The sequence below is a fragment of the Microcoleus sp. bin38.metabat.b11b12b14.051 genome (genome assembly GCF_013299165.1).
GTDB lineage: Bacteria > Cyanobacteriota > Cyanobacteriia > Cyanobacteriales > Microcoleaceae > Microcoleus.
The window spans coordinates 75,981-96,186 of the sequence record NZ_JAAFKD010000015.1 but is presented as its reverse complement, the minus strand read 5'-3'; the positions used below and the strand labels follow the sequence as shown (position 1 = coordinate 96,186).

The 20,206-nt window shown below is 46.4% G+C and carries 12 protein-coding genes; 8 read left to right on the top strand and 4 right to left on the bottom strand.

Going from position 1 to position 20,206, the window contains the following annotated elements:
• Positions 1-542: 542 nt before the first annotated feature.
• The gene (locus QZW47_RS17235; protein ID WP_293128997.1) at positions 543-881 is read left to right on the top strand and encodes a rhodanese-like domain-containing protein; all 339 of its coding nucleotides are present in this window, start codon (positions 543-545) and stop codon (positions 879-881) included.
• Between the two features lie 130 nt (positions 882-1,011).
• On the opposite strand, the gene QZW47_RS17230 is transcribed toward QZW47_RS17235, so the two are convergent.
• Complete coding sequence (locus tag QZW47_RS17230; RefSeq protein WP_293128995.1) at positions 1,012-2,736, bottom strand: AAA-like domain-containing protein; 1,725 nt, start codon at positions 2,734-2,736, stop codon at positions 1,012-1,014.
• Between the two features lie 480 nt (positions 2,737-3,216).
• Between QZW47_RS17230 and metK the strand changes: the two genes are divergently transcribed.
• The 3 genes from metK to QZW47_RS17215 all read left to right on the top strand — a co-directional run bounded on the left by metK (position 3,217) and on the right by QZW47_RS17215 (position 9,209).
• Complete coding sequence (gene metK, locus QZW47_RS17225) at positions 3,217-4,479, top strand: methionine adenosyltransferase (protein WP_293128994.1); 1,263 nt, start codon at positions 3,217-3,219, stop codon at positions 4,477-4,479.
• Positions 4,480-5,521: 1,042 nt separating this feature from the next.
• Complete coding sequence (locus tag QZW47_RS17220; protein ID WP_293128993.1) at positions 5,522-6,685, top strand: family 10 glycosylhydrolase; 1,164 nt, start codon at positions 5,522-5,524, stop codon at positions 6,683-6,685.
• Between the two features lie 640 nt (positions 6,686-7,325).
• Positions 7,326-9,209 (top strand): HEAT repeat domain-containing protein, encoded by a 1,884-nt coding sequence (locus QZW47_RS17215; protein WP_293128992.1) that lies wholly within the window; start codon positions 7,326-7,328, stop codon positions 9,207-9,209.
• Positions 9,210-9,798: 589 nt separating this feature from the next.
• Here the strand turns inward: QZW47_RS17215 and QZW47_RS17210 are convergent.
• The gene (locus QZW47_RS17210) at positions 9,799-9,969 is read right to left on the bottom strand and encodes a hypothetical protein (protein ID WP_293128991.1); all 171 of its coding nucleotides are present in this window, start codon (positions 9,967-9,969) and stop codon (positions 9,799-9,801) included.
• 216 nt (positions 9,970-10,185) lie between these two features.
• Between QZW47_RS17210 and QZW47_RS17205 the strand changes: the two genes are divergently transcribed.
• Entirely contained in the window at positions 10,186-12,273 is a 2,088-nt protein-coding gene (locus QZW47_RS17205) for a HAMP domain-containing sensor histidine kinase (RefSeq protein ID WP_293128990.1), read from the top strand.
• 861 nt (positions 12,274-13,134) lie between these two features.
• On the opposite strand, the gene mnmG is transcribed toward QZW47_RS17205, so the two are convergent.
• The gene (gene mnmG, locus QZW47_RS17200; RefSeq protein ID WP_293128989.1) at positions 13,135-15,051 is read right to left on the bottom strand and encodes a tRNA uridine-5-carboxymethylaminomethyl(34) synthesis enzyme MnmG; all 1,917 of its coding nucleotides are present in this window, start codon (positions 15,049-15,051) and stop codon (positions 13,135-13,137) included.
• Positions 15,052-15,328: 277 nt separating this feature from the next.
• Between mnmG and QZW47_RS17195 the strand changes: the two genes are divergently transcribed.
• Together QZW47_RS17195 and QZW47_RS17190 are read left to right on the top strand one after the other, a co-directional pair.
• The gene (locus QZW47_RS17195) at positions 15,329-15,748 is read left to right on the top strand and encodes a retroviral-like aspartic protease family protein (RefSeq protein WP_293128988.1); all 420 of its coding nucleotides are present in this window, start codon (positions 15,329-15,331) and stop codon (positions 15,746-15,748) included.
• Positions 15,749-15,937: 189 nt separating this feature from the next.
• Positions 15,938-19,225 carry an ATP-binding protein gene (locus QZW47_RS17190; protein ID WP_293128987.1) on the top strand — a complete coding sequence of 1,096 codons (3,288 nt, stop codon included), beginning with the start codon at positions 15,938-15,940 and terminating at the stop codon, positions 19,223-19,225.
• A gap of 92 nt (positions 19,226-19,317) precedes the next feature.
• On the opposite strand, the gene QZW47_RS17185 is transcribed toward QZW47_RS17190, so the two are convergent.
• The gene (locus QZW47_RS17185) at positions 19,318-19,452 is read right to left on the bottom strand and encodes a hypothetical protein (RefSeq protein ID WP_293128986.1); all 135 of its coding nucleotides are present in this window, start codon (positions 19,450-19,452) and stop codon (positions 19,318-19,320) included.
• A 371-nt stretch (positions 19,453-19,823) separates the two neighbouring features.
• Between QZW47_RS17185 and QZW47_RS17180 the strand changes: the two genes are divergently transcribed.
• A complete protein-coding gene (locus QZW47_RS17180; RefSeq protein ID WP_293128985.1) occupies positions 19,824-19,982 on the top strand; it encodes a hypothetical protein in 159 nt (52 codons plus the stop codon).
• Positions 19,983-20,206 lie beyond the last annotated feature (224 nt).

The following is a 20,206-nucleotide window of genomic DNA, read 5'->3' as shown; positions in this document are numbered from 1 at the left end:
GTTAGTAGGTGTTAACCATTGGTGACAACTAGGAAGTTGTCACCAACAGACCAGATTGCAAAAATAGCTAGGAACAGGCTCTCGGGCCTGTTCCTAGCTATTTTTGTGGAGCGCGCCCGAGAGCCTGTTCCAAAATTTAATTAAAAGGACTTTGGTAAGATATCTCATATATAGCCGAGTCTCACTCATGTGAGGTACAGGTTGAGATTTTAGATTTTAGATTTTAGATTTTAGATTTTAGATTGGGGGATTGAGGGATTGAGAGAGCGAGCAGGCTAATACCTCACATGAGTGAGAACTGCTATACTGCGGCGTGACTGGCGCGGTAACTGCTCGAAAAAAAATTGCTTTACGATCGAGTACCTTGGCTGAAAATTGATAATCGAGCAAAAAATATTAAATCGGCCTGCAATCTCTGTTGGAATAATTATTTGCACAATTAATAAATTCGCGTCTGATACCTGTTCCGATACTACTCATAGTTATCAATACACTATTTTGTTGTATTGTCAATAGGTAAGTCCTACAATCAAAGATCGGAAATGTTTGCTCAAATTACAGTCGAAGAATTAGGTCGCTACTTAGCAGAAACGAGTGCGGATAAATTGCAGCTTGTAGACGTGCGGGAACGTTACGAAATTGAACTGGCGGCTCTGCCGGGATTTGCCGTTTTTCCGCTGAGCGAGTTTGCCGAATGGTCTGATGCAATTGACGATCGACTAAATCGTGACACAGAAACCCTAGTGCTGTGCCACCACGGAGTGCGATCGGCTCAAATGTGCGAGTGGTTGAGCGATCGGGGATTTAGCAACGTTAAAAATATCATTGGTGGTATCGATGCTTACTCGATGGTGGTCGATCGCACCATCCCGCGCTATTAATCTAATATCCGCTCCAACTACCGCAGCAATAAAGGTTGGTAGTGAGGACTTTAGTCCTCTGAGCAATGCGGACTAAAGTCCTCACTACGAACCTTTGTGATGATTGCGTTGGGGGGAGATGATATGAATCCTAATTAACCGCCGCAAATCGAAAATTTAACAGCGTGCTCATCGTCAGCCGATCGCGCCCGTGCCTTTTCGAGTCGTAGAGAGCCTCATCAGCCGCCAGTACCAGCGTTGCTGCATCATTTTCCGGGCCGGGAACAACGCTGGCAATTCCCAAACTAATCGTTACCACATCATTAGGCAGACAGTCAACTGTCTCCGGTTGAAAAACAATATTCAAAGCTTTAACTTTTGATCTAATGTTTTCGGCCACCAGCAGAGCGCCCGCGGCATCAGTTTGAGGTAAAATAATAGCAAATTCTTCGCCCCCGTAGCGAGCGGCTACATCAGCAGGACGCTGGAGCGATCGGCGAATTGTCCGAGCTACCGATCGCAAACAACTATCTCCAGCTTGATGTCCGTAGGTATCATTATATATTTTGAAATAATCGATGTCGCACAAAATTAAAGATATCGGCAACCCGTCGCGAGTCATGTGTTTCCACTCCGCTCGCAAGCAACTGTCAAAATGCCGTCTGTTGCCGATTTGAGTAAGTTCGTCCACATTCACCAAAGCTAGCAACCGTTCGTTTTCTTGCTGCAACTCCTCCCAGCCAACACTGGAGAAACTGTCGTCGCACAAATTTTGTTCTTGAAAATAGAGGCGGTACAATTCGCAAGACAAACTACAGTTATTTCCGTTTAATTTAACAAGTCCCATACTGTCTAACTGATAGGCAGTCAAAGGTTCGAGGTGAATGCTATTTTTAGCAGCTACAACCTCTTGGAATGCGGAGGCGAGCTCTGGCTGTTGCTGAATGGCGATCGACTGATTACGCAGGTAGTCGCTATAAATTCCGCTTTGGGTAGGAGCTGATTTTAACAGTTGTTCTAACGCAGTTGCCGCCAGCTCATCCTCTGGCACGTTCTCCCCAGCAGACAGGCGGTTTTGCTGTAAAACTGCTAGGTGGTAGAGTGCTAAATGTACTAAATAAGGATGACCGCCTACCATTTTCATTAATTGCTCAACCGGATAGCTGTCGCTCCAGTTGAGTCCGTGGCGGTGTGCCAAATCTTGGACTTGTGCGGCAGTAAATTCTGAGAGTTTAATCGGCAGCCCTACATTAAAAGGAGATTGATTGAGACTCAAAGCAATATAAATTTCGGTTGAGTGAATGACGGTGATGCGGAGTTTTTGCCAGGTTTCGCTCTGTCGCGCTTGTTCGTACCAAAAACGCAGCAGCGGCAGGAATTCTTGAGCAATATTGGCGCGTTCAAATACTCGGTTGACTTCGTTGAGTACCAAGACAAGCGGACTGTCAATTTGTTCGAGCAAATAGTTTTCAAAGTAAAGAGAGCAGCTTACTTTGCTACCCATATCTTCATCCCAGAATTCATCGAGATTTGGTTCGAGTTTGAGCTGGCGGGCGACATTGACACAAAGCCAGCGCAAAAATTTATCTAAACTCGCAAAAACCGCTGCGTCGGCTTGCTGAAAGTCTACAGTAACTGTGCGGTATCCGCGATCGACCGCAGCCTTAATTATCCGCAGCATCAGCGAACTTTTGCCCATTTTTCGAGGAGCTTTAATCCGAATCAGGCTCCCGGGCTTGCTAATTTCTGCACAAGCTCGGGCTTCGGCGGGCGATCGATCGATATAAAATGGAGAGTCAAGCGGTATGGGCCCACCTGGAAATTCAAGGTCTGCAACCGTTTTGATCGAGTTTGGTGATTTTGGGATTCCTGCCATAGTGCATCCGCGAGGCGATACCCTGACTGTATCTTACATCTCAAGGTTAGGAGGGTAGAGGATTGCTGTCAAAGACTTATTCAATACGAAGGACAGTTTTAGATCCGATCGAGTGTCCGAAACCCTTACTGGCTATATAGTGGACTATTTTTTCAAGGTTTAAGTCGAGCGCCCTTGTTGCCTAAAATGCGTTAAAAATGGCAGGGCTTCCTCGCCCTAGGCTTACAGGGCCGTTAAAAAACTGTCCGAACTATTGTTATTGACAATCCTACAAAATCTAAGTTTTTCAGAACTTCCCGGAACTGAGTTTGCTATAGTGGTGTCACTTTAGCTAATCTCAAACCCTGCTTCAACTCGCACCAGACCGGCACAAATTTTCACACCGATGGAGACGCGATGATTCTGCGCCTCTACCTGAAAAGTCAGTCGTCTGTCGCCAATGTCAAGCAGGATTCGCACGAATCAAAGGAGAAATAATCATTGTCACGCCGCTACCTGTTTACTTCTGAATCCGTCACTGAAGGCCATCCCGATAAAATCTGCGATCAAATTTCAGATACGATTTTAGATGCCTTACTGACTGAAGACCCTAAAAGTCGCGTCGCCGCCGAAGTTGTCGTCAACACCGGCTTGATGCTGCTGACGGGCGAAATTACCACGAAAGCTCAGGTAAATTACATCGAATTAGCGCGGAAAAAAATAGCCGATATTGGCTACATCCATGCTGACAACGGCTTTTCTGCCAATAGCTGCTCGGTGTTGGTGGCTCTGGACTCTCAATCTCCCGATATTGCTCAAGGGGTGAATACGGCTCACGAAAGTCGGGAACAATCCAGTGAAGAGGAGTTGGATGCCATCGGGGCTGGGGATCAAGGTTTGATGTTCGGCTTTGCTTGCAACGAAACGCCGGAATTGATGCCTCTGCCGATCAGTTTAGCGCACCGCATTTGCCGTCAACTGGCAGCAGTCCGCAAAACTGGTCAATTGCCTTACCTGCGCCCTGACGGCAAAAGCCAAGTTACCGTAACTTACGAAGACGGCAAACCTGTTGGCATTGATACGATTTTGATATCTACACAGCATACCGAAACGATCGGCGACATCACAGAAACGAGTGCTGTTCAAGCCAAGATTAAAGAAGACTTGTGGGCGACAGTAGTTCAACCCGTGTTTGCCGATATTAACGTCAAGCCGGATGCAGAAACTCGCTTCCTTGTCAATCCCACGGGCAAATTTGTCGTCGGCGGGCCTCAAGGAGATTCGGGTTTGACGGGCCGCAAAATTATTGTGGATACCTACGGCGGCTATTCCCGCCACGGCGGCGGCGCTTTTTCTGGCAAAGACCCCACGAAGGTAGACCGCAGTGCGGCTTATGCTTGTCGTTACGTTGCTAAGAATATCGTGGCTGCTGGTTTGGCCCAAAAGTGTGAAGTGCAGTTGAGTTATGCGATCGGCGTAGCGCGGCCTGTGAGCATGATGATCGAAACTTTTGGCACTGGCCAAGTTGATGACGATCGCCTTTTGGAAGTTGTCAAGCAGCTTTTTGAACTGCGTCCTGCTGGCATCATTCAGGCATTTAATTTGCAAAATTTGCCTGCGGAAAGAGGCGGTCGCTTCTATCAAGATGTGGCAGCTTACGGTCATTTTGGACGGACTGATTTAGAATTGCCTTGGGAGCAAACTGATAAGGCAGAACGTTTGAAAGAAGCTTTGAGCCAGCAGTTGTCTGGAGTAGCTAAATAGTATAAATTTGGTGCGCCTCGGCGCACCTTAGCCATACATAATCTCGGGTGCCTCGGAAGAAGGAAGAAGGAAGAAGGAAGAAGGAAGAAGGAAGAAGGGAATAATACCAATTTTGAAAAATTATGCAAAGCCGTATTCCGTAGGGTGTGTCGCTACTAAAAATCTCTGCACAAAAATCTATAATACTGCTCGCGACGCACCATTCGCGCCAAGTTGTACGGGGTGCATATGGTTTTTGAAGAGGGCGAAGCATGACCGCACATAACTTATTAGTTATAATCTCCTATTTACTGCGGTCATGCTTCGCCCCTACAGATATATTTGCTTGCACAAGCCGCTGCACCCGTTGTACGATCGACAAATTCAACAATATACTGTTGCAATAATTATTAGAAATGGTATAAAATATGGGCAGCAAGCTCGATCGCGCTCCGTATTTTAGGTTTAATGACGTGGACTTACTTACCAATCAATGTATGATGCAGACTTCGCAAAATATCCATACATAATATCGAGCGTTATTCGCACATATTATTTCTGAATAATATCGGGTACTACCAAATAACTTAGGATGCGGAATGCAAGTTTAGCGGGCGCGAATGAAACGAGATAACGAAGAGAAAACGGCTGTTGCAATTGCCAATTTTTTACACTAAAATAAACCTGCATCGCATTGATTAGCTTTGTTGTTTTGAAATTATTTGCGTTGGATCGTCGGTTGCATCTACAGTTTAGCGATCGCACCCTGATTTAGGCAATTGCTTCTCCAATCAAGGAAAATTGTTCTGAGAGCTTGGGTTCACCATCAAAAAGCTGAAAGTTAGTTAAACGGCGCCAGGGCGATAGACGGCAAAATCAAGATTCCAGGCAGTGCAGACCCTAAAAACTACCTAATTTTAAGCGTTGGATCGGCTTTAAAATCACTCGGGCAGACCAATGATATCATGTCCGGTCAATTTACCGCACTACAAACTGTCATTTTTATGGTAATCGACCGGACACGATATGAATGCTGGTACAGCTTACAATTGAAATCAAACAAATGCCTTTTTTTCTAGATGTTAAGTCAGCAATTAGCAGATTTGGTTGGCAATTCAAACAGCGATTTGCAGAAACAAAAACTGCGCTAAATCCCAGTTTGCAGCCGAGTTCGTTGGCGCCAGAATGTGGAATTCGCGGTGTTTGGATACCCAGCACCGACTGCCAAGTTCTCACCTCAAAACAGCGGATTGCTGAGGCAATGGACTTTCTGGCAGATACGGGATTTAATACTGTATTTCCTGTTGTGTGGAACCGGGGTTTTACTGCTTATCCTTCTCAAATTATGCGCGAACAATTTGGGTGTGAAATTGACGCGCGCTATCAAGGGCGCGACCCTTTGGGTGAGTTAACTGTAGAAGCTAATAGAGTTGGTTTAAAAGTTATTCCTTGGTTTGAATACGGATTTGTGAGTTCTTACAATCTCAAGGGCGGTCATTTGCTGGCGAAGAAGCCGGAATGGGCGGCGCGGGATTTTAACGGCAATTTACTTACAAAAAATAAGTTTGAATGGATGAATTCTCTCGACGTGGAAGTGCAAGATTTTTTGCTGGGGTTGATGCTGGAAGTTGCGAGGAATTATCCGGTAAGCGGCGTTCAAGGAGACGATCGCATTGCGCTTCCCAGTGAAGGCGGTTATGACGAAAAAACGGTTGCACGCTACCGCCAAGAGTGCGGGAGAGAACCGCCGCAGCATCCGAAGGAGCGACATTGGCTGCACTGGCGCGCTGATATAATTACTGAGTTTGTGGCTCGCTTGTACCGAGAATTGAAGGCGATTAATCCTGATTTGTTGCTGTCGCTGTCGCCGAGTCCTTATGAATGGGGACTGCTGGAATATTTGCAAGATTCTCCAGCTTGGGTTGACAAAAAGTTGGTCGATATGCTTCACCCGCAGTTTTACCGCCGCGATTTTAACGGTTACAAACAATTGGTCGATCGACTGGTTGGAGAACAACTCAGCGGCGAGCAACTGCGCTGCGTGTCGCCCGGTATTTTGTTGGCGAATCGAGGCAGCAATTATAGCATGAATCCGGAACTGTTGTTGCAAGTAATTGCTTGCAACCGCCAGAGCGGCATTCCAGGAGAAGTGTTGTTTTTTTACGAAGGTTTGCGAGATAACGGTAATGCTTTGGCTGAGGCTTTGAAACGCGGGCCCTACCGCTGACACGCTGTCTTGAAATCTGGCTGTTTGCGGTTTGCTGCGTTCAACCGAGTCGATCGATATTTGCAGCCAACTCGATCTAAAATAATAAAGCACAGCTTGCCAAACACCAGAGCGTACAGATGCTGGCGCAGCAAGCGCTACTAATTGTCAAGCCGATCGCCCAAAAAAACAGATAATCAATGATTGGGGAGTTGCAACAATAGTGGTATCGGACATACAGCGCTGCGAGATCTCATATCGAGTATTGACCAATTAATCCTTCTATCCCCCAATCCTTACCCTCGCCCGCCACTTGTCAGCCACCAACTTGTGCTGACTTGTACAGCGGAGCCGAGCGCAGCCGAAGCAAGCCGAAGGGCTTAATCTCAAATCTCAAATTGTACCTCATCTTGGCGATAAAAGTTATAGCAGTTCTGAAAAATATCAGGTATTGACCGGCTCAATCTAAAATCTAAAATCTAAAATCTAAAATCTAAAATCTAAAATCTCAACCTGTACCTCATCTTTGTGATAAAAGCTATATTTTATAAGTGGTGGAACTTGGTTAATAAGTTAATTTTTGTAGTGCAGCCGTATTTGTTTATGACAGTGAGTTTAAAAGAGCAATCAGACGCGATCGCCAAAATATGAGGATAAATTAATGAACTCAGCAGCAACCCTCATCCAAGAGCTATCAGAGCTCAGCGACGATCAATTTCACCAAAAGTATCTGAAACAAAAACAAGGGATGCACGCCTTGGCGACAATATTGCCACAAGTTGAAGAGCAAAGTCTGGCTTTGCGGGCAATAAAACTGTCGCTCAAAGTAAATTTAAAACTCGGCTCGAAACTAGCAGGAAAGCTCAAGCCAGAATTTCAAAAAGCAGCACTAAAATTAATCGCAAAAATCACAATTTCTCCCCTGCTCAAAATTCAACTGCTGGCGCTAACTTGTTCGGATATGGCAATTCCGATGCTGGTTAAAGCATTGAGCCACAAAAACAGTGCGGTGCGCGTTCATTGCATTCGGGCGATCGGTAAAATTGGCTCTCCAACAGCAGTAATTGCCTTAGCTCGATCGCTCGAATCGGAAGATTCCCAAGTGCAAGCTTGGGCTGCTTGGGCTCTGGGAGAAATTGACACCAAACCAGCAGCTTGGGCGCTGGTGAAAGCCCTGAACCACAAGTCCGGCGCGGTACGCGCTTGGGCCGTTTGGGCTTTGGGCAAAATTAACCCGAAAACATCTGTCGCCGCACTGCTCAAAGCCCTCAAACATCAAGACTCGGAGGTGCGCTGGCGGGCGGCGGTCAACTGCGGAAAAATTGGCTCCGATGCAGTTGTTTCCAGGCTGATCGACGCCCTCAGAGATGAAAATCAGCTCGTCCGCGCTAGGGCGGCGGCGGCTTTGGGCAAAATTGGCGCGATCGAAGCAGTACCGCGACTAATAGAATTGCTCCAGGATCGCGACTCCTATGCCGTTTCTTTGAGGGCGGCGGAAGCATTGGGACAAATCGGCACGGAAACCGCTGTCTCCGGGCTGCTGCAAGCCCTCAACCATGACGACTCAGATGTGCGCGGCAGTGCAGTTTCTGCCTTGGGGGAAATCAGCAGCGAGGTGGCCGCAGTGGCGGTAATGCGATCGCTCTCGGATCGAGATATTTTCGTGCGCGGCCGGGCGGCGGTGGCTTTGGGGAACATCAATACAGCCGGAGATGATAACTTGCAACAAATGGTGGCGGCCGGACTGGCGATCGCGCGCGGCGACAGCGAATCCTACGTGCGGTGGAGAGTGGCTGCTGCTTTGGGGCAAATTGGCACAGAGGAGGCCGTAGCAGGTTTGGTGCGACTGCTGGGAGACGATACCCCTGGAGTGCGCCAGAAGGCTGTTAAATCCCTCGGTCAAATTGGGTCTCCCGCTGCTGTTTTGGCTCTGGAAGCAGCTTTAAACCGCGAAGTTGCTGACGTTCGCGCCCTGGCCGCCCAATACTTGCCCGATCGCAGCGGTGAGGTAAAAACAGTTTATTTTGATGGTGAAGCTGCTGCGGATTTATCGGAGGCAAAACTGCCGCACATCCTGATTGCTTCGGAAGCCGAAGCCAGCGAATATATTATCGATCGCGCTGCGGGGCCCAATCTCCAATACTTGATCTCGATCGGCACTCCCGGCGCGCCCGAACCCAAAATTTTTCACAAAGTCCCCAACCGACTGCGACAATCGTTTAACGACCTAGAAACCCCCGTAGACGACCCGGATCGCGTCTTGCCTGCACTTGATGACGTACTTGAAATTATTGACTTCGCCCTCAAAATCTCAGCGCGCCCTGGCAATTTGCTCGTCTGCTGCCAAAGCGGCATCAGCCGTTCTGCGGCTGCGGCTTTGACTGTATGTGCTGTACTGACTGGCCGTGGCCTTGAGAGCGAAGCTTGGGCCTTGGTACTCGCCGCCAGACCACAAGCCAGGCCGAACCGCTGGATGGTCGAATTGGCTGATGAAGCTTTGGGTAGGGGCGGTAAGTTATCGAATTTAGGAGTTACGCACGGGTAGTCAGAAACCGGGTTTTTGACGAAAATCTTTCGTTTGAGCCCGCAGATTCGGCAAAAACCCGGTTTCTTTGGCTCGATGTGTAACTCCTGCAATTCTCAATTTTCGATTTGAGATTGGGGAATTACTGATTGTCTGGCGTTCGGGAAGCAAATTGGCAAGTTAGGTGATTTTTTGGATTAACTAGGGCTTGCTGAATAACTCCAAAACCTGTTTCTGATGAGAATTCTCAGGTTCAATAAGTGGAGAGAATGCTCTCTTTGGAGTCAATCACCCAAAAATCTATGCACTTCACTCTTGCCCTGCGCGGGCCAATGCCCAATGCCCTATGCCCTATGCCCTAGCCCAAGCAGATCGCTTATTCAGCAAGCCCTAACTACTGCTACGGATATATCTCGCAACTGCCAAAAGTTGAGGCGGCTTAAAAGCAATAGCAGCCCCCGACAGGAGTCGTGGAAAAATCCAAATTTTAGAATCTTGTTCGAGTTCCCAGATTCATCTTGAGGGTCAGTCTCAAATCGAAAATCTGCAATCCGAAAATCTACTGACTTCCAGGAACCCAGTTTCTTTTGGTAAGTCATAAAGTTATACTCTACTTACACGACTTGACCTCAGACTGGTCTTGCGGAGGCAGCGCTGCTAAAAATCGATCGGCAGTCGCCTTTGTGACATTCTGTGCTACAAGTCGGATGCTCAACAACAACCGCCAAGCAATCGTCGCATTGCTGGCTGCCAAACCCCAAAGCTGAGGAATCGGGTGCATTGTCAAGAGACAATATCAGCTTTGGCCCACTCACAGGCAAAACCTATCAGACAGAATTTTCTGCCTGTAATATTCCATGCGGGAACAATTCACTGCGGGGATGAATTTTTATTTTTTTTGCCTGCTCCAGACTTTTGCGAATCGAAAAAATAATTTGGCAACAGCCATCAACAGCCTAATTATCTATTAGACATCAAGCGAATTTAAATTTATCCTATGGCTCCACAAGAGTCAAAGATGGTTTTTCGCAGGTGTCTGCTGCAAACCAGACAAGATTTTCCGTTTGGAGAACTTAAGAGCGTGGTAAATTTTAACAAAATACAGCGGTTGCATATGTCAAAAATTAACTTGCTAAAAACAACAGGAAACCAAGCAAGTGTATCGGTTGCATCTTGGGAAATAAAGGGCGAAGCAAATCACGAGCCAGAACAATTTAACCACCAAGACAAACCTGTGGAAAGTCGAAAAGTTAACCCCAAAAATAGCAGTTTAGGTAAACTGATGCAGCTCTTTATTTCCGAACAGTTGGCTTCTTTAGCAACAAAATCAAAGCCATCATTTTTCCAAAATATTGCCGAAAAAACATCCTTCAAGCTCGGCAAAATACTGCCAAAAAAAATTGGCGGTTTGCCGCTCCATCAAAAAATTGGTGGGGGGTATTTTCTGGCAATAGGAATCGGTTTTATTGGCTCCTTCAGCGGACTGGTGATTGCTGACTGCCACCAAGGAGAAGGATTAAAACAACTCAATGACGCTCACATACAAGCGCAATTGCTCGGCAATTTTAAAGATGCTGCCCTAGCTGCACAGTTGCAGGGTTCGCAGCTAGATTCTTTTGTAGACAATTATGCTTTATTGAATCAGCAAAAAGCGCAGTTTTTCAATAGTATTGTCAAGGCAAAAAGCCTGCATTCACGCCTAGAAGAGTTTGCCGACAGCCAACCCGCTTGGCTGGCAGCTAAGCCGAAAGTTTTCAAAGCTTTACTCCAAAATTGCACCGAAGAGTTAGAATCCTATGCGGGTAATCTCTCTTTAACTTTACAGCAAATCGAGCCGTCACAAATGTCGCCTCGGGAGATAGAGTCAGCCCGAAAATTGTTGGCGATAGAAAGCGGAGAAGGTGCAAAAGTGCTCGATCGCCATCTTGAGGAATTGAGCAAAATCCTCGATATTGCCCAGCATCAAGAGCGACAAGGTGGCGTAGTGATGGAGGATGCCCAAGGCATCGAAAAGGCGATAATTACGATCAGTATGCTGCTGTCGGTAGCCGTGGCGGGAATGGTGGCTTACCGCACCAGTCGGGCGATCGCCAAACCAGTCGTCAGCGTCACTCAGGTAGCCGAACAAGTAGCCGCCGAGTCAAATTTTGACTTGCGAGCACCAGTCACCGCACAAGATGAAATCGGCTCGCTAGCAGTGTCTCTCAATCACCTGATCGAGCGAGTTTCCGAACATACCAAAGAATTAGAACAAGCAAAAGAAGAAGCTTTAGCAGCCAGCACTGCTAAAAGCCAGTTTCTAGCAAATATGAGCCACGAGTTGCGGACGCCTTTAAACGCAATTATCGGCTACAGTCAACTACTTTTAGAAGATGCTAGGGATTCCGGCTGCAAGGATTTTGTTCCCGACTTAGACAAGATTCAGAATGCAGGCACGCACCTGCTATCTTTGGTTAACGATATCCTCGATTTGTCGAAAATTCAAACCGGGGGAATGAAACTCAACATCGAAGAGTTTGAGATCGCATCCCTAGTCGATAGTGTAGGGATGGCGGAGAAAGTATGTATAGAAAAAAATGGCAATGTTTTAGAAATAGAGTGCGATCGCAATGTCGGGACAATGCACGCAGATTTCCGGAAAATGCGGAAAGTGTTGCAACACCTGCTGAACAATGCTGCGAAGTTTACCAAAAAAGGTAGCGTCAAAATCAGCGTCAGCCGCATTCCGGGAACCGGAGAATTCTATGCTGAGGCTAAGCTATCTGGTTTAGTTGAAAATTCCCGGGCTGGAGGTTGCACAAAATCGAGTTCGATTGCTTGTCCGATTGCTAATGTGACAGCATCGGATTGGATTTGCTTTCGAGTTCAAGATAGCGGTATTGGAATGTCTGAGGAACAGCAGCACAAATTGTTTGAAGCCTTCGCCCAGGCTGATTGTTCGGCGACGCGCCAGTACGGCGGCACTGGATTGGGGCTGACAATCAGCCGCCATTACTGTCAGATGATGGGCGGCGAGATTTTGGTAGAAAGCCAGGAGGGAAAAGGGTCTGTTTTCACTGTCCGCATACCAGCAGGAAATAGTTAATCTCAAATGGCGCGATGTTGGTTTATATCATGTGCGATCGATTATCATCACAATGACAGTTCGTAGTGCGAACTTTACTCCGCAGCCACGGAGCGGACTCAAGTCCGTACTACAAACCTTATTTATTGCAGTTCGTAGTGCGAACTTTACTCCGCAGCCACGGAGCGGACTCAAGTCCGTACTACAAACCTTATTTATTGCAGTTCGTAGTGCGAACTTTACTCCGCAGCCACAGAGCGGACTCAAGTCCGTACTACAAACCTTATTTATTGCAGTTCGTAGTGCGAACTTTAGTCCGCAGCCACAGAGCGGACTCAAGTCCGTACTACAAACCTTATTTATTGCAGTTCGTAGTGTGGACTTTAGTCCGCAGCCACAGAGCGGACTCAAGTCCGTACTACAAACCTTATTTATTGCAGTTCGTAGTGCGAACTTTAGTCCGCAGCCACAGAGCGGACTCAAGTCCGTACTACAAACCTTATTTATTGCAGTTCGTAGTGCGAACTTTAGTCCGCAGCAACAGAGCGGACTCAAGTCCGTACTACAAACCTTATTTATTGCAGTTCGTAGTGTGGACTTTAGTCCGCAGCAACAGAGCGGACTCAAGTCCGCACTACGAACCTGATTTATTGCAGTTCGTAGTGTGGACTTTAGTCCGCAGCCACAGAGCGGACTCAAGTCCGCACTACGAACCTGATTTATTGCAGTTCGTAGTGTGGACTTTAGTCCGCAGCCACAGAGCGGACTCAAGTCCGTACTACAAACCTTATTTATTGCAGTTCGTAGTGTGGACTTTAGTCCGCAGCCTGAGAAAATTCAAGATCCCTTTCAGATATTTTTCAGCTATTTTCAGCTACGAGCCTACTTTCCCACAGCCACTGGTTGCTGACGGTTGCGGACTTCCAAATAAATCAACAAAGCATTAACATCAGCCGGATTTACCCCGCCAATTCTTGCAGCTTGACCAATTGTCAAAGGCCTAATTTTACTCAACTTTTCCCGCGACTCCTTCGAGAGAGTTGTAATTGCCATATAATCCAAATCCGCAGGCAATTGGCGGCGTTCGTGTCTGACAATTTCATCAATTTGATTTTGCTGTTTTTGCAGATAGCCAGAATATTTTATGTCAATTTCTGCACCATCTTTTTCAGCTAATTGTAGACTGGAATCGCCTAAATTGTAGCGTTCCAAATCCACATAGTGAAAACCTGGACGGCGCAGCAAATCAGCCAGAGTAATTGAACCTTTAATCGATTGTTGAGTCTCAGCCAAAATCTGCTGACCAAGATCCTCGTGCTCCTTCACCCGCGTCCCATACAAGCGTTTCTTCTCCGCCACAATATTAGCTTGTTTGCGCTCGAATAAATTCCAGCGGCGGTTATCTATCAAACCAATTTCCCGTCCCAGCGGGGTCAAGCGTTGGTCGGCATTGTCCGATCGCAACAACAGCCGGTATTCCGATCGCGAAGTCAACATCCGGTAAGGTTCCCGCAAATCCTTCGTGCACAAATCGTCGATCAGAGTGCCGATATAACTTTGCTCGCGGGCAAACACAATCATCTCCTGATTTTTCGCAAACCGAGCCGCGTTAATCCCCGCCACAATCCCCTGTGCAGCCGCCTCCTCATATCCCGTTGTACCGTTCACCTGACCCGCGCAAAACAGCCCTTCAATCTTCTTAGTCATCAGCGTCGGATAGCACTGAGTTGCCGGCAAATAATCGTACTCCACAGCATAAGCAGGGCGCATCATCTCGCACTTTTCCAAACCCGGAAGAGTCCGCAGCATTTGCAATTGCAAACTTTCGGGTAAACCAGTCGAAAAGCCTTGGATATACAGTTCAGGAATATCCCTACCTTCTGGTTCAATAAAAATCTGGTGGCTTTCCTTATCTGCAAAGCGCACGATTTTATCTTCAATACTCGGACAGTAGCGCGGCCCCTTCGCATCAACCCAGCCACCGTAAACCGGAGAAAGGTGCAAGTTGTCTTTAATTAACTGGTGAGTTGCGGGGGTAGTTCGAGTTAAATAGCAGGGCATTTGTTCGCGTTCCACCCAAACTTCGGGATCGAAACTAAACCAGCGAACATCTGTATCTCCAGGCTGCGGTTCCAAGTTCGAGTAATCGAGGGTGCGCTTGTCAACTCTGGCGGGAGTTCCTGTTTTCAACCGTCCGGTTTCAAAGCCCAAGCGGTTGAGAGTTTCTGTCAAACCGACGGCGGCAAATTCTCCGGCGCGTCCGGCGGGCATCGACTTGTTTCCTACCCAAATTGTGCCGCCTAAAAAAGTCCCAGTTGTCAGAATTACGGCTTTGCATCCAAAGCCGACGCCGAAGTATGTTTCTACGCCGATAACTTCTTCGTTTTTGCCCAAAACTAAGTCTGTAACCATCGCTTCGCGGACGGTCAAATTAAGTTGATTTTCGACAATATTGTTCATCACAGCGGCGTATTCCCGCTTGTCTGTCTGGGCTCTGAGCGCCCAAACTGCGGGGCCTCTCGAAGCGTTGAGGACGCGCTTTTGTAGGTAAGTGCGATCGGCCATTTTGCCCATTTCTCCGCCTAGGGCATCGACTTCGTTGGTAAGTTGAGTTTTAGCGGGGCCGCCTACGGCTGGGTTGCAGGGTTGCCACGCGATTTTGTCGAGGTTGAGGGTGAGTAAAAGCGTGCGGCATCCGAGGCGAGATGTGGCGAGGGCGGCTTCGCAGCCGGAGTGTCCGCCACCTACTACGATGATGTCGAAACTGTCTTGGAATTGTACGGGGGTTTGTGCGGTCATGGTCTGCGTTTGAGCGGCAAGAACTCGTACTTTATTTTAGCAGTAATTTTGCTCAGTAGGTAAGCGAATAAAAAACAATATTTTTGGTAAAAAATTGTAGGGGCGGGCTAGAAGCCCACCCCACAAGAAATAAATACAATAAATTCATCTCAAAAATCCTTTCTTGTGGAACTGGCCCCAGAGCCCGTTCCTGACGCGGAGCGCAGCTAAAAATCAGTGCCATAATTGAGGTATACTAACCGAGATTAAGATTATGCTGTCAACTGCAAAGACCAAAATGGGCAGAATTATCACAACCTTAACCATCACCAATCGCATCGACCAAGGTTTGGCGGCGCGGGGTATCATTACTGCTGACGAAGTGCGATCGCTAACTCTTGATAATGTCCTCGTAGATACAGGCGCAACAACTCTGTGTTTGCCAAAAAGCGCGATCGCCCAATTGGGATTAGAAATCCTCAAAGAAGTAGACGTTGAGACGGCTAACGGCATTGGCAAAGCGAGAATTTTTCAAGATGCTAAAATTTCTTTGCTGGGACGCGAGGGAACTTTTGAATGTTTGGAACTTCCCGGCGGCGGTTCCCCTTTACTGGGAGTTATCCCCCTGGAAGCATTGGGAATTGAACTCGATTTACAAAATCAACAATTAAAAGTTTTGCCGATTAGTCCGACACAAACTTATTTGACAATTATGTAGAGTTGAGGGTAACAACAGGTAGCGATAGTTTGATTGCGGATTCATAGGGTCTAGAAACCCAGAACCCGGTTTCTATGATTTATTATTGCATTTAGTCACCATAAATATACGAACAAACCGGGTTTATGACGTTAAAATTATGTAGATTCATCCCCATTTCCCCACTTGCCTAACTACCGTTTTATCCTAATGTCAATTAAAACACTCTTCAAGTGTAGCTATCCCGTAGGGAATCACCTAACCGCCACCCTCAAAAACGCACCGCTGCGTGCGGTGTTGATTGTGCCCTTTGTGCTGCAAATTGTGGGGACTGTGGGGCTTGTGGGGTATCTTTCTTACAAAAACGGGGAAAAGGCGGTTAACAACCTGGCAGACCAGCTAGCACTACAAATTGGCGATCGCGTCACGCATTACCTGGATACATATTTGTCCGCGCCGCATTTAATCAACCGCATTAACGCCGATGCGGTGCACCAAAAAACCGTAAATTTGAAAAATTTGTCCCAACTCGAACGCTACTTTTTGTTTCAAATCAAACAGTTCGATTCCGTGACATCAATTATCTTTGGTAGCAAACAGGGAGATTTCGTTGGCAGCGATCGCACTATTCGACAGTATCTGATTATGCGATCCGATGAGTTGGATAATCGGCTGATCAATATGTATGTTCCCGACTCCCTAGGTAAGAGAACCAAACTATACAAAAAAATTCGACAACCTGAGGCCACAAAAAGGCCTTGGTACAAAGCTGCCGCATCTGCGGGTAAATCAACTTGGAGCGAGATTTTTATAGTTGGTGGCAAGACTGATTTAGTAATTAATGGCAATCGACCGATTTACGATCCGAGTACAAAGGAACTGCTGGGAGTCTTTGCCGTCAATCTCAACATTAAAAAAATCGGCGACTTTCTCAACACCATAAAAATCAGCAAATCGGCAAAAATTTTTATTGTCGAACGCAGCGGGTTGTTAGTAGCCAATTCTGGCCCCGAGCATCCCTATATCTCGATCGACCAGCAATTTAATCGATTAAAACCAATATATAGCCGAGATCCTGCGATTAGCGCCACGGGCCGATATTTAACGGAGCGCTTTGGCGACTTTGCTCAAATTAAAGATGTTGAACGCCTGAAATTTGAAATTGACGGCAAACGGCAATTAATCAAAGTAGTAGCATACCGGGATGATTTTGGTTTAGATTGGTTGATTGCGATCGTCATTCCCGAATCTGACTTTATGGCGGAAATAGACGCTAACAACCGCACTACAATTATGCTCTGTACTGCCGCCTCGCTCGGAGCAATTGTTGTCGGCATTCTCACGGCAAAATGGATAACCAAGCCAATTTTACGTTTAAATATTGCTGCTAAAGCTCTAGCCAACCATGAATCGGATATAACCGTCGAAATTGACCGCAATGATGAAGTCGGGCAATTAGCAAACTCGTTCAATAATATGGCAGCCAAACTGCAATCTGCTTTCAACTCGATGCAATCTTTAAATGCTGCATTGACCGAGAGTGAAAGCCGCGTCATACAAATCCTTGAAGCTATGCCAGTGGGAGTATCAGTTTACGATATTACTGGTCAAATAATTTACATGAATCAGATAGGAAGGCAGTTAGTAGATATGAACACTTTGGCAAAAGCTATCATCGACCAAGTTCCACAAATATTGGGAGTTTACCAGGCCCGAACCGATGAATTGTATCCAGTCAAAAAACTGCCTGTCGCCCGATCGCTCAAAGGAGAAACCGCGAGGGTGGAAGATATAGAAATTCGTTTGAGCGATCGCACTGTGCTGTTAGAAGTTTTGAGTACGCCTTTGTTTGACGAAACTAAGACTATTATCGGTGCGATCGCAGCTTCTCAAGACATCACCGATCGCAAAAACGCCGAAAAGTGGCTAAATGACCACAATCGCACTTTAGAACAACAGGTGAGCGATCGCACCGCCGAGATCCAAGCAGCCGCATTAGCCGCGGAAGTCGCATCCCTTGCTAAAAGTGCGTTTCTTGCCAATATGAGCCACGAATTGCGTACCCCCCTCAATGCGATTCTCGGCTACACTCAGATACTTTCCCGACAGCCAGATTTTTGTCCCGCAGACAAAGAGCGAATTCGCATGGTGCAGCAGTGCGGTACTCATTTGCTGACTTTAATTAATGATATTTTAGATTGGGCGAAAATCGAAGCAAAAAAGATAGAATTAACTCCTAATGATATTTGTTTCACAGATTTTTTAAACGATATAGCAGAAATCTTTACGCTAAGATATCAACAAAAAAGCCTGATATTTGTCTCCACAATAGCAGCGAACGTTCCTGAGTTTGTCTCTGTTGATGAAAAGCGTCTGCGTCAAATTCTCCTAAATTTGTTAAGTAACGCGATTAAATTTACCGAGCAAGGCAGCGTGAATTTCAAAGTAGAGGTAATCGAGAAAACTCAACCTGCTACTGAAATAATTGGTGCAGGACAAGACTCCGCTTTTGCATTGGATTCAAGGCAGGCTTTTTCAAGTACAAAAATTCGCTTTCAAGTGCAAGATACAGGAATCGGAATTAGTAGCGATGCCATGGAACGCATATTTCTGCCTTTTGAACAAGCGGGCGAACCCGGACATCAGATAGAAGGTACTGGTTTGGGATTAAACATCGCCCAAACCTTAGTTTCGCTGATGGGAGGAGAACTCAAAGTCGAAAGTAATTGGGGTGTTGGTAGTACGTTTTGGTTTGAAATTGAATTGTCCTCAGTCGATTTTATCCTACCAGTTTCCCCTCCACAGCAACAGCCTGCAATCGCAGGTTATGAAGGCAAACGACGCAAAATTTTAATTGTTGACGACAGCCCGGAAAGCCGCTCTTTGATGGTGGATATTTTAGCATCGCTGGGTTTTGTGTTAATTGAGGCTGACTCTGGTGAAACAGGTTTAGAAACTGCGATTTCCCAGCAGCCAGATTTAATTATTGCTGACTTGTTGATGCGCGGAATCAACGGTTTTGAACTCTGCTCTCAACTGCGTTGTTTGCCAATGTTTCAGGAAACGCCAATCTTGATTACTACTAGCGGGCGGCTTGACTTGAGGTTGGAAAACCAAGCGGAAATAGGTTATAACGATTTTATCAGTAAATTTTTCCTAATCGATGATTTCTTGGCAAAAATACAGCAATATTTGCGACTGACTTGGATTTGTGAGCGTGGGGGCGATTCCGTGCCCGATCGCTGCGCCGCGCCTCCAGTGTCGGAAAGGGCGAGATCCTCAGAACACCTAGAAATGCCTCCTAGCGAAGAGTTGCTGGATTTGTACCAAGCCGCTCAAATCGGTAATTTCGAGCAGGTTAAGCGCGAAGCCCACCGCCTGCAAGAGCTAAATCCGACTTGTGCCGTATTTGCTCGGAAAATTTTGCATTTAGTCGATCGCTACGACGATGACGGGATAATTCAACTAATTGAGTCTTGCTTAAATCCGGGCCGATAAAATTGGTTCGATGTTGCAACTCCGAGCGATCGCAATCCGATTTAGCAACGAGCAATCTAAATAATAGAACTTCTATAGAACCCATTTGATATCTATTCTGCGTAAATCTCAGAAACCGGGTTTCTATCGGTATTTCTCGTCATCCAACCCAAAAACTCGTAGAAACCCGGTTTCTTGCCCTGGGCGTAAATCTCAGAAACCGAGTTAATCTCGGTATTTCTCGTCACCCAACCCAAAAACTCAAAGATGTCAAATGGGTTCTATAGCAGTTCGATCTCCCATATTCGCGGACATTTGGGTAATTTGTAATCGCTGATGAAAGCAAAACGTCATCACCAAAAAGCTTGGCTAGTTCCGCATTTGGTGTGGTACCAATGACTAATTACCACCCTTCGACTGCGCTCTTCGGGCGAGATTACCCATTACCAATAATATCTCATTTTTCTGAGAAAGGCTATAGTTTTGCTAACACTAATCCTTGGTAATCGTGACCTAATATGACAATTTTTATGCCAGAGAATGACTTTCCCAATGCTATAATTCAAGAATCATCACAGTCGCCGATAGCGAGCCAGATTAAAGTATAAACTTTGCGGAAATGACGGAAGAATATGTAAGTAAGCGATCGCGAGTGCAACGCCAGCAGTGCGATGGGCGGCGATCGGCATTTGTGCCGTTGCACTCGCACCCTTACTTCGCAGCCAAAGAAAATATTTTTTTCCTCAACCCAGCCAGCAACTCGGTTTTTTCTCAGTAAATTCACGTAATTTAACGTCTAATCAGGAACGCTATTGACTTGAGTGTATAGATTTATTGTTGCTTGTTATCTGTCCTGATTCTAAATTTAATATGATCGTCAAGCAAATTCTAAATATAAATAGTATCATGTAATCGAGATATTGCTTCTTTCTGCCCTACACAGTTTAATAGTAACAATTAATACACATGACGAGCTACCGGGTAAGAGGGAGGCAATATTTT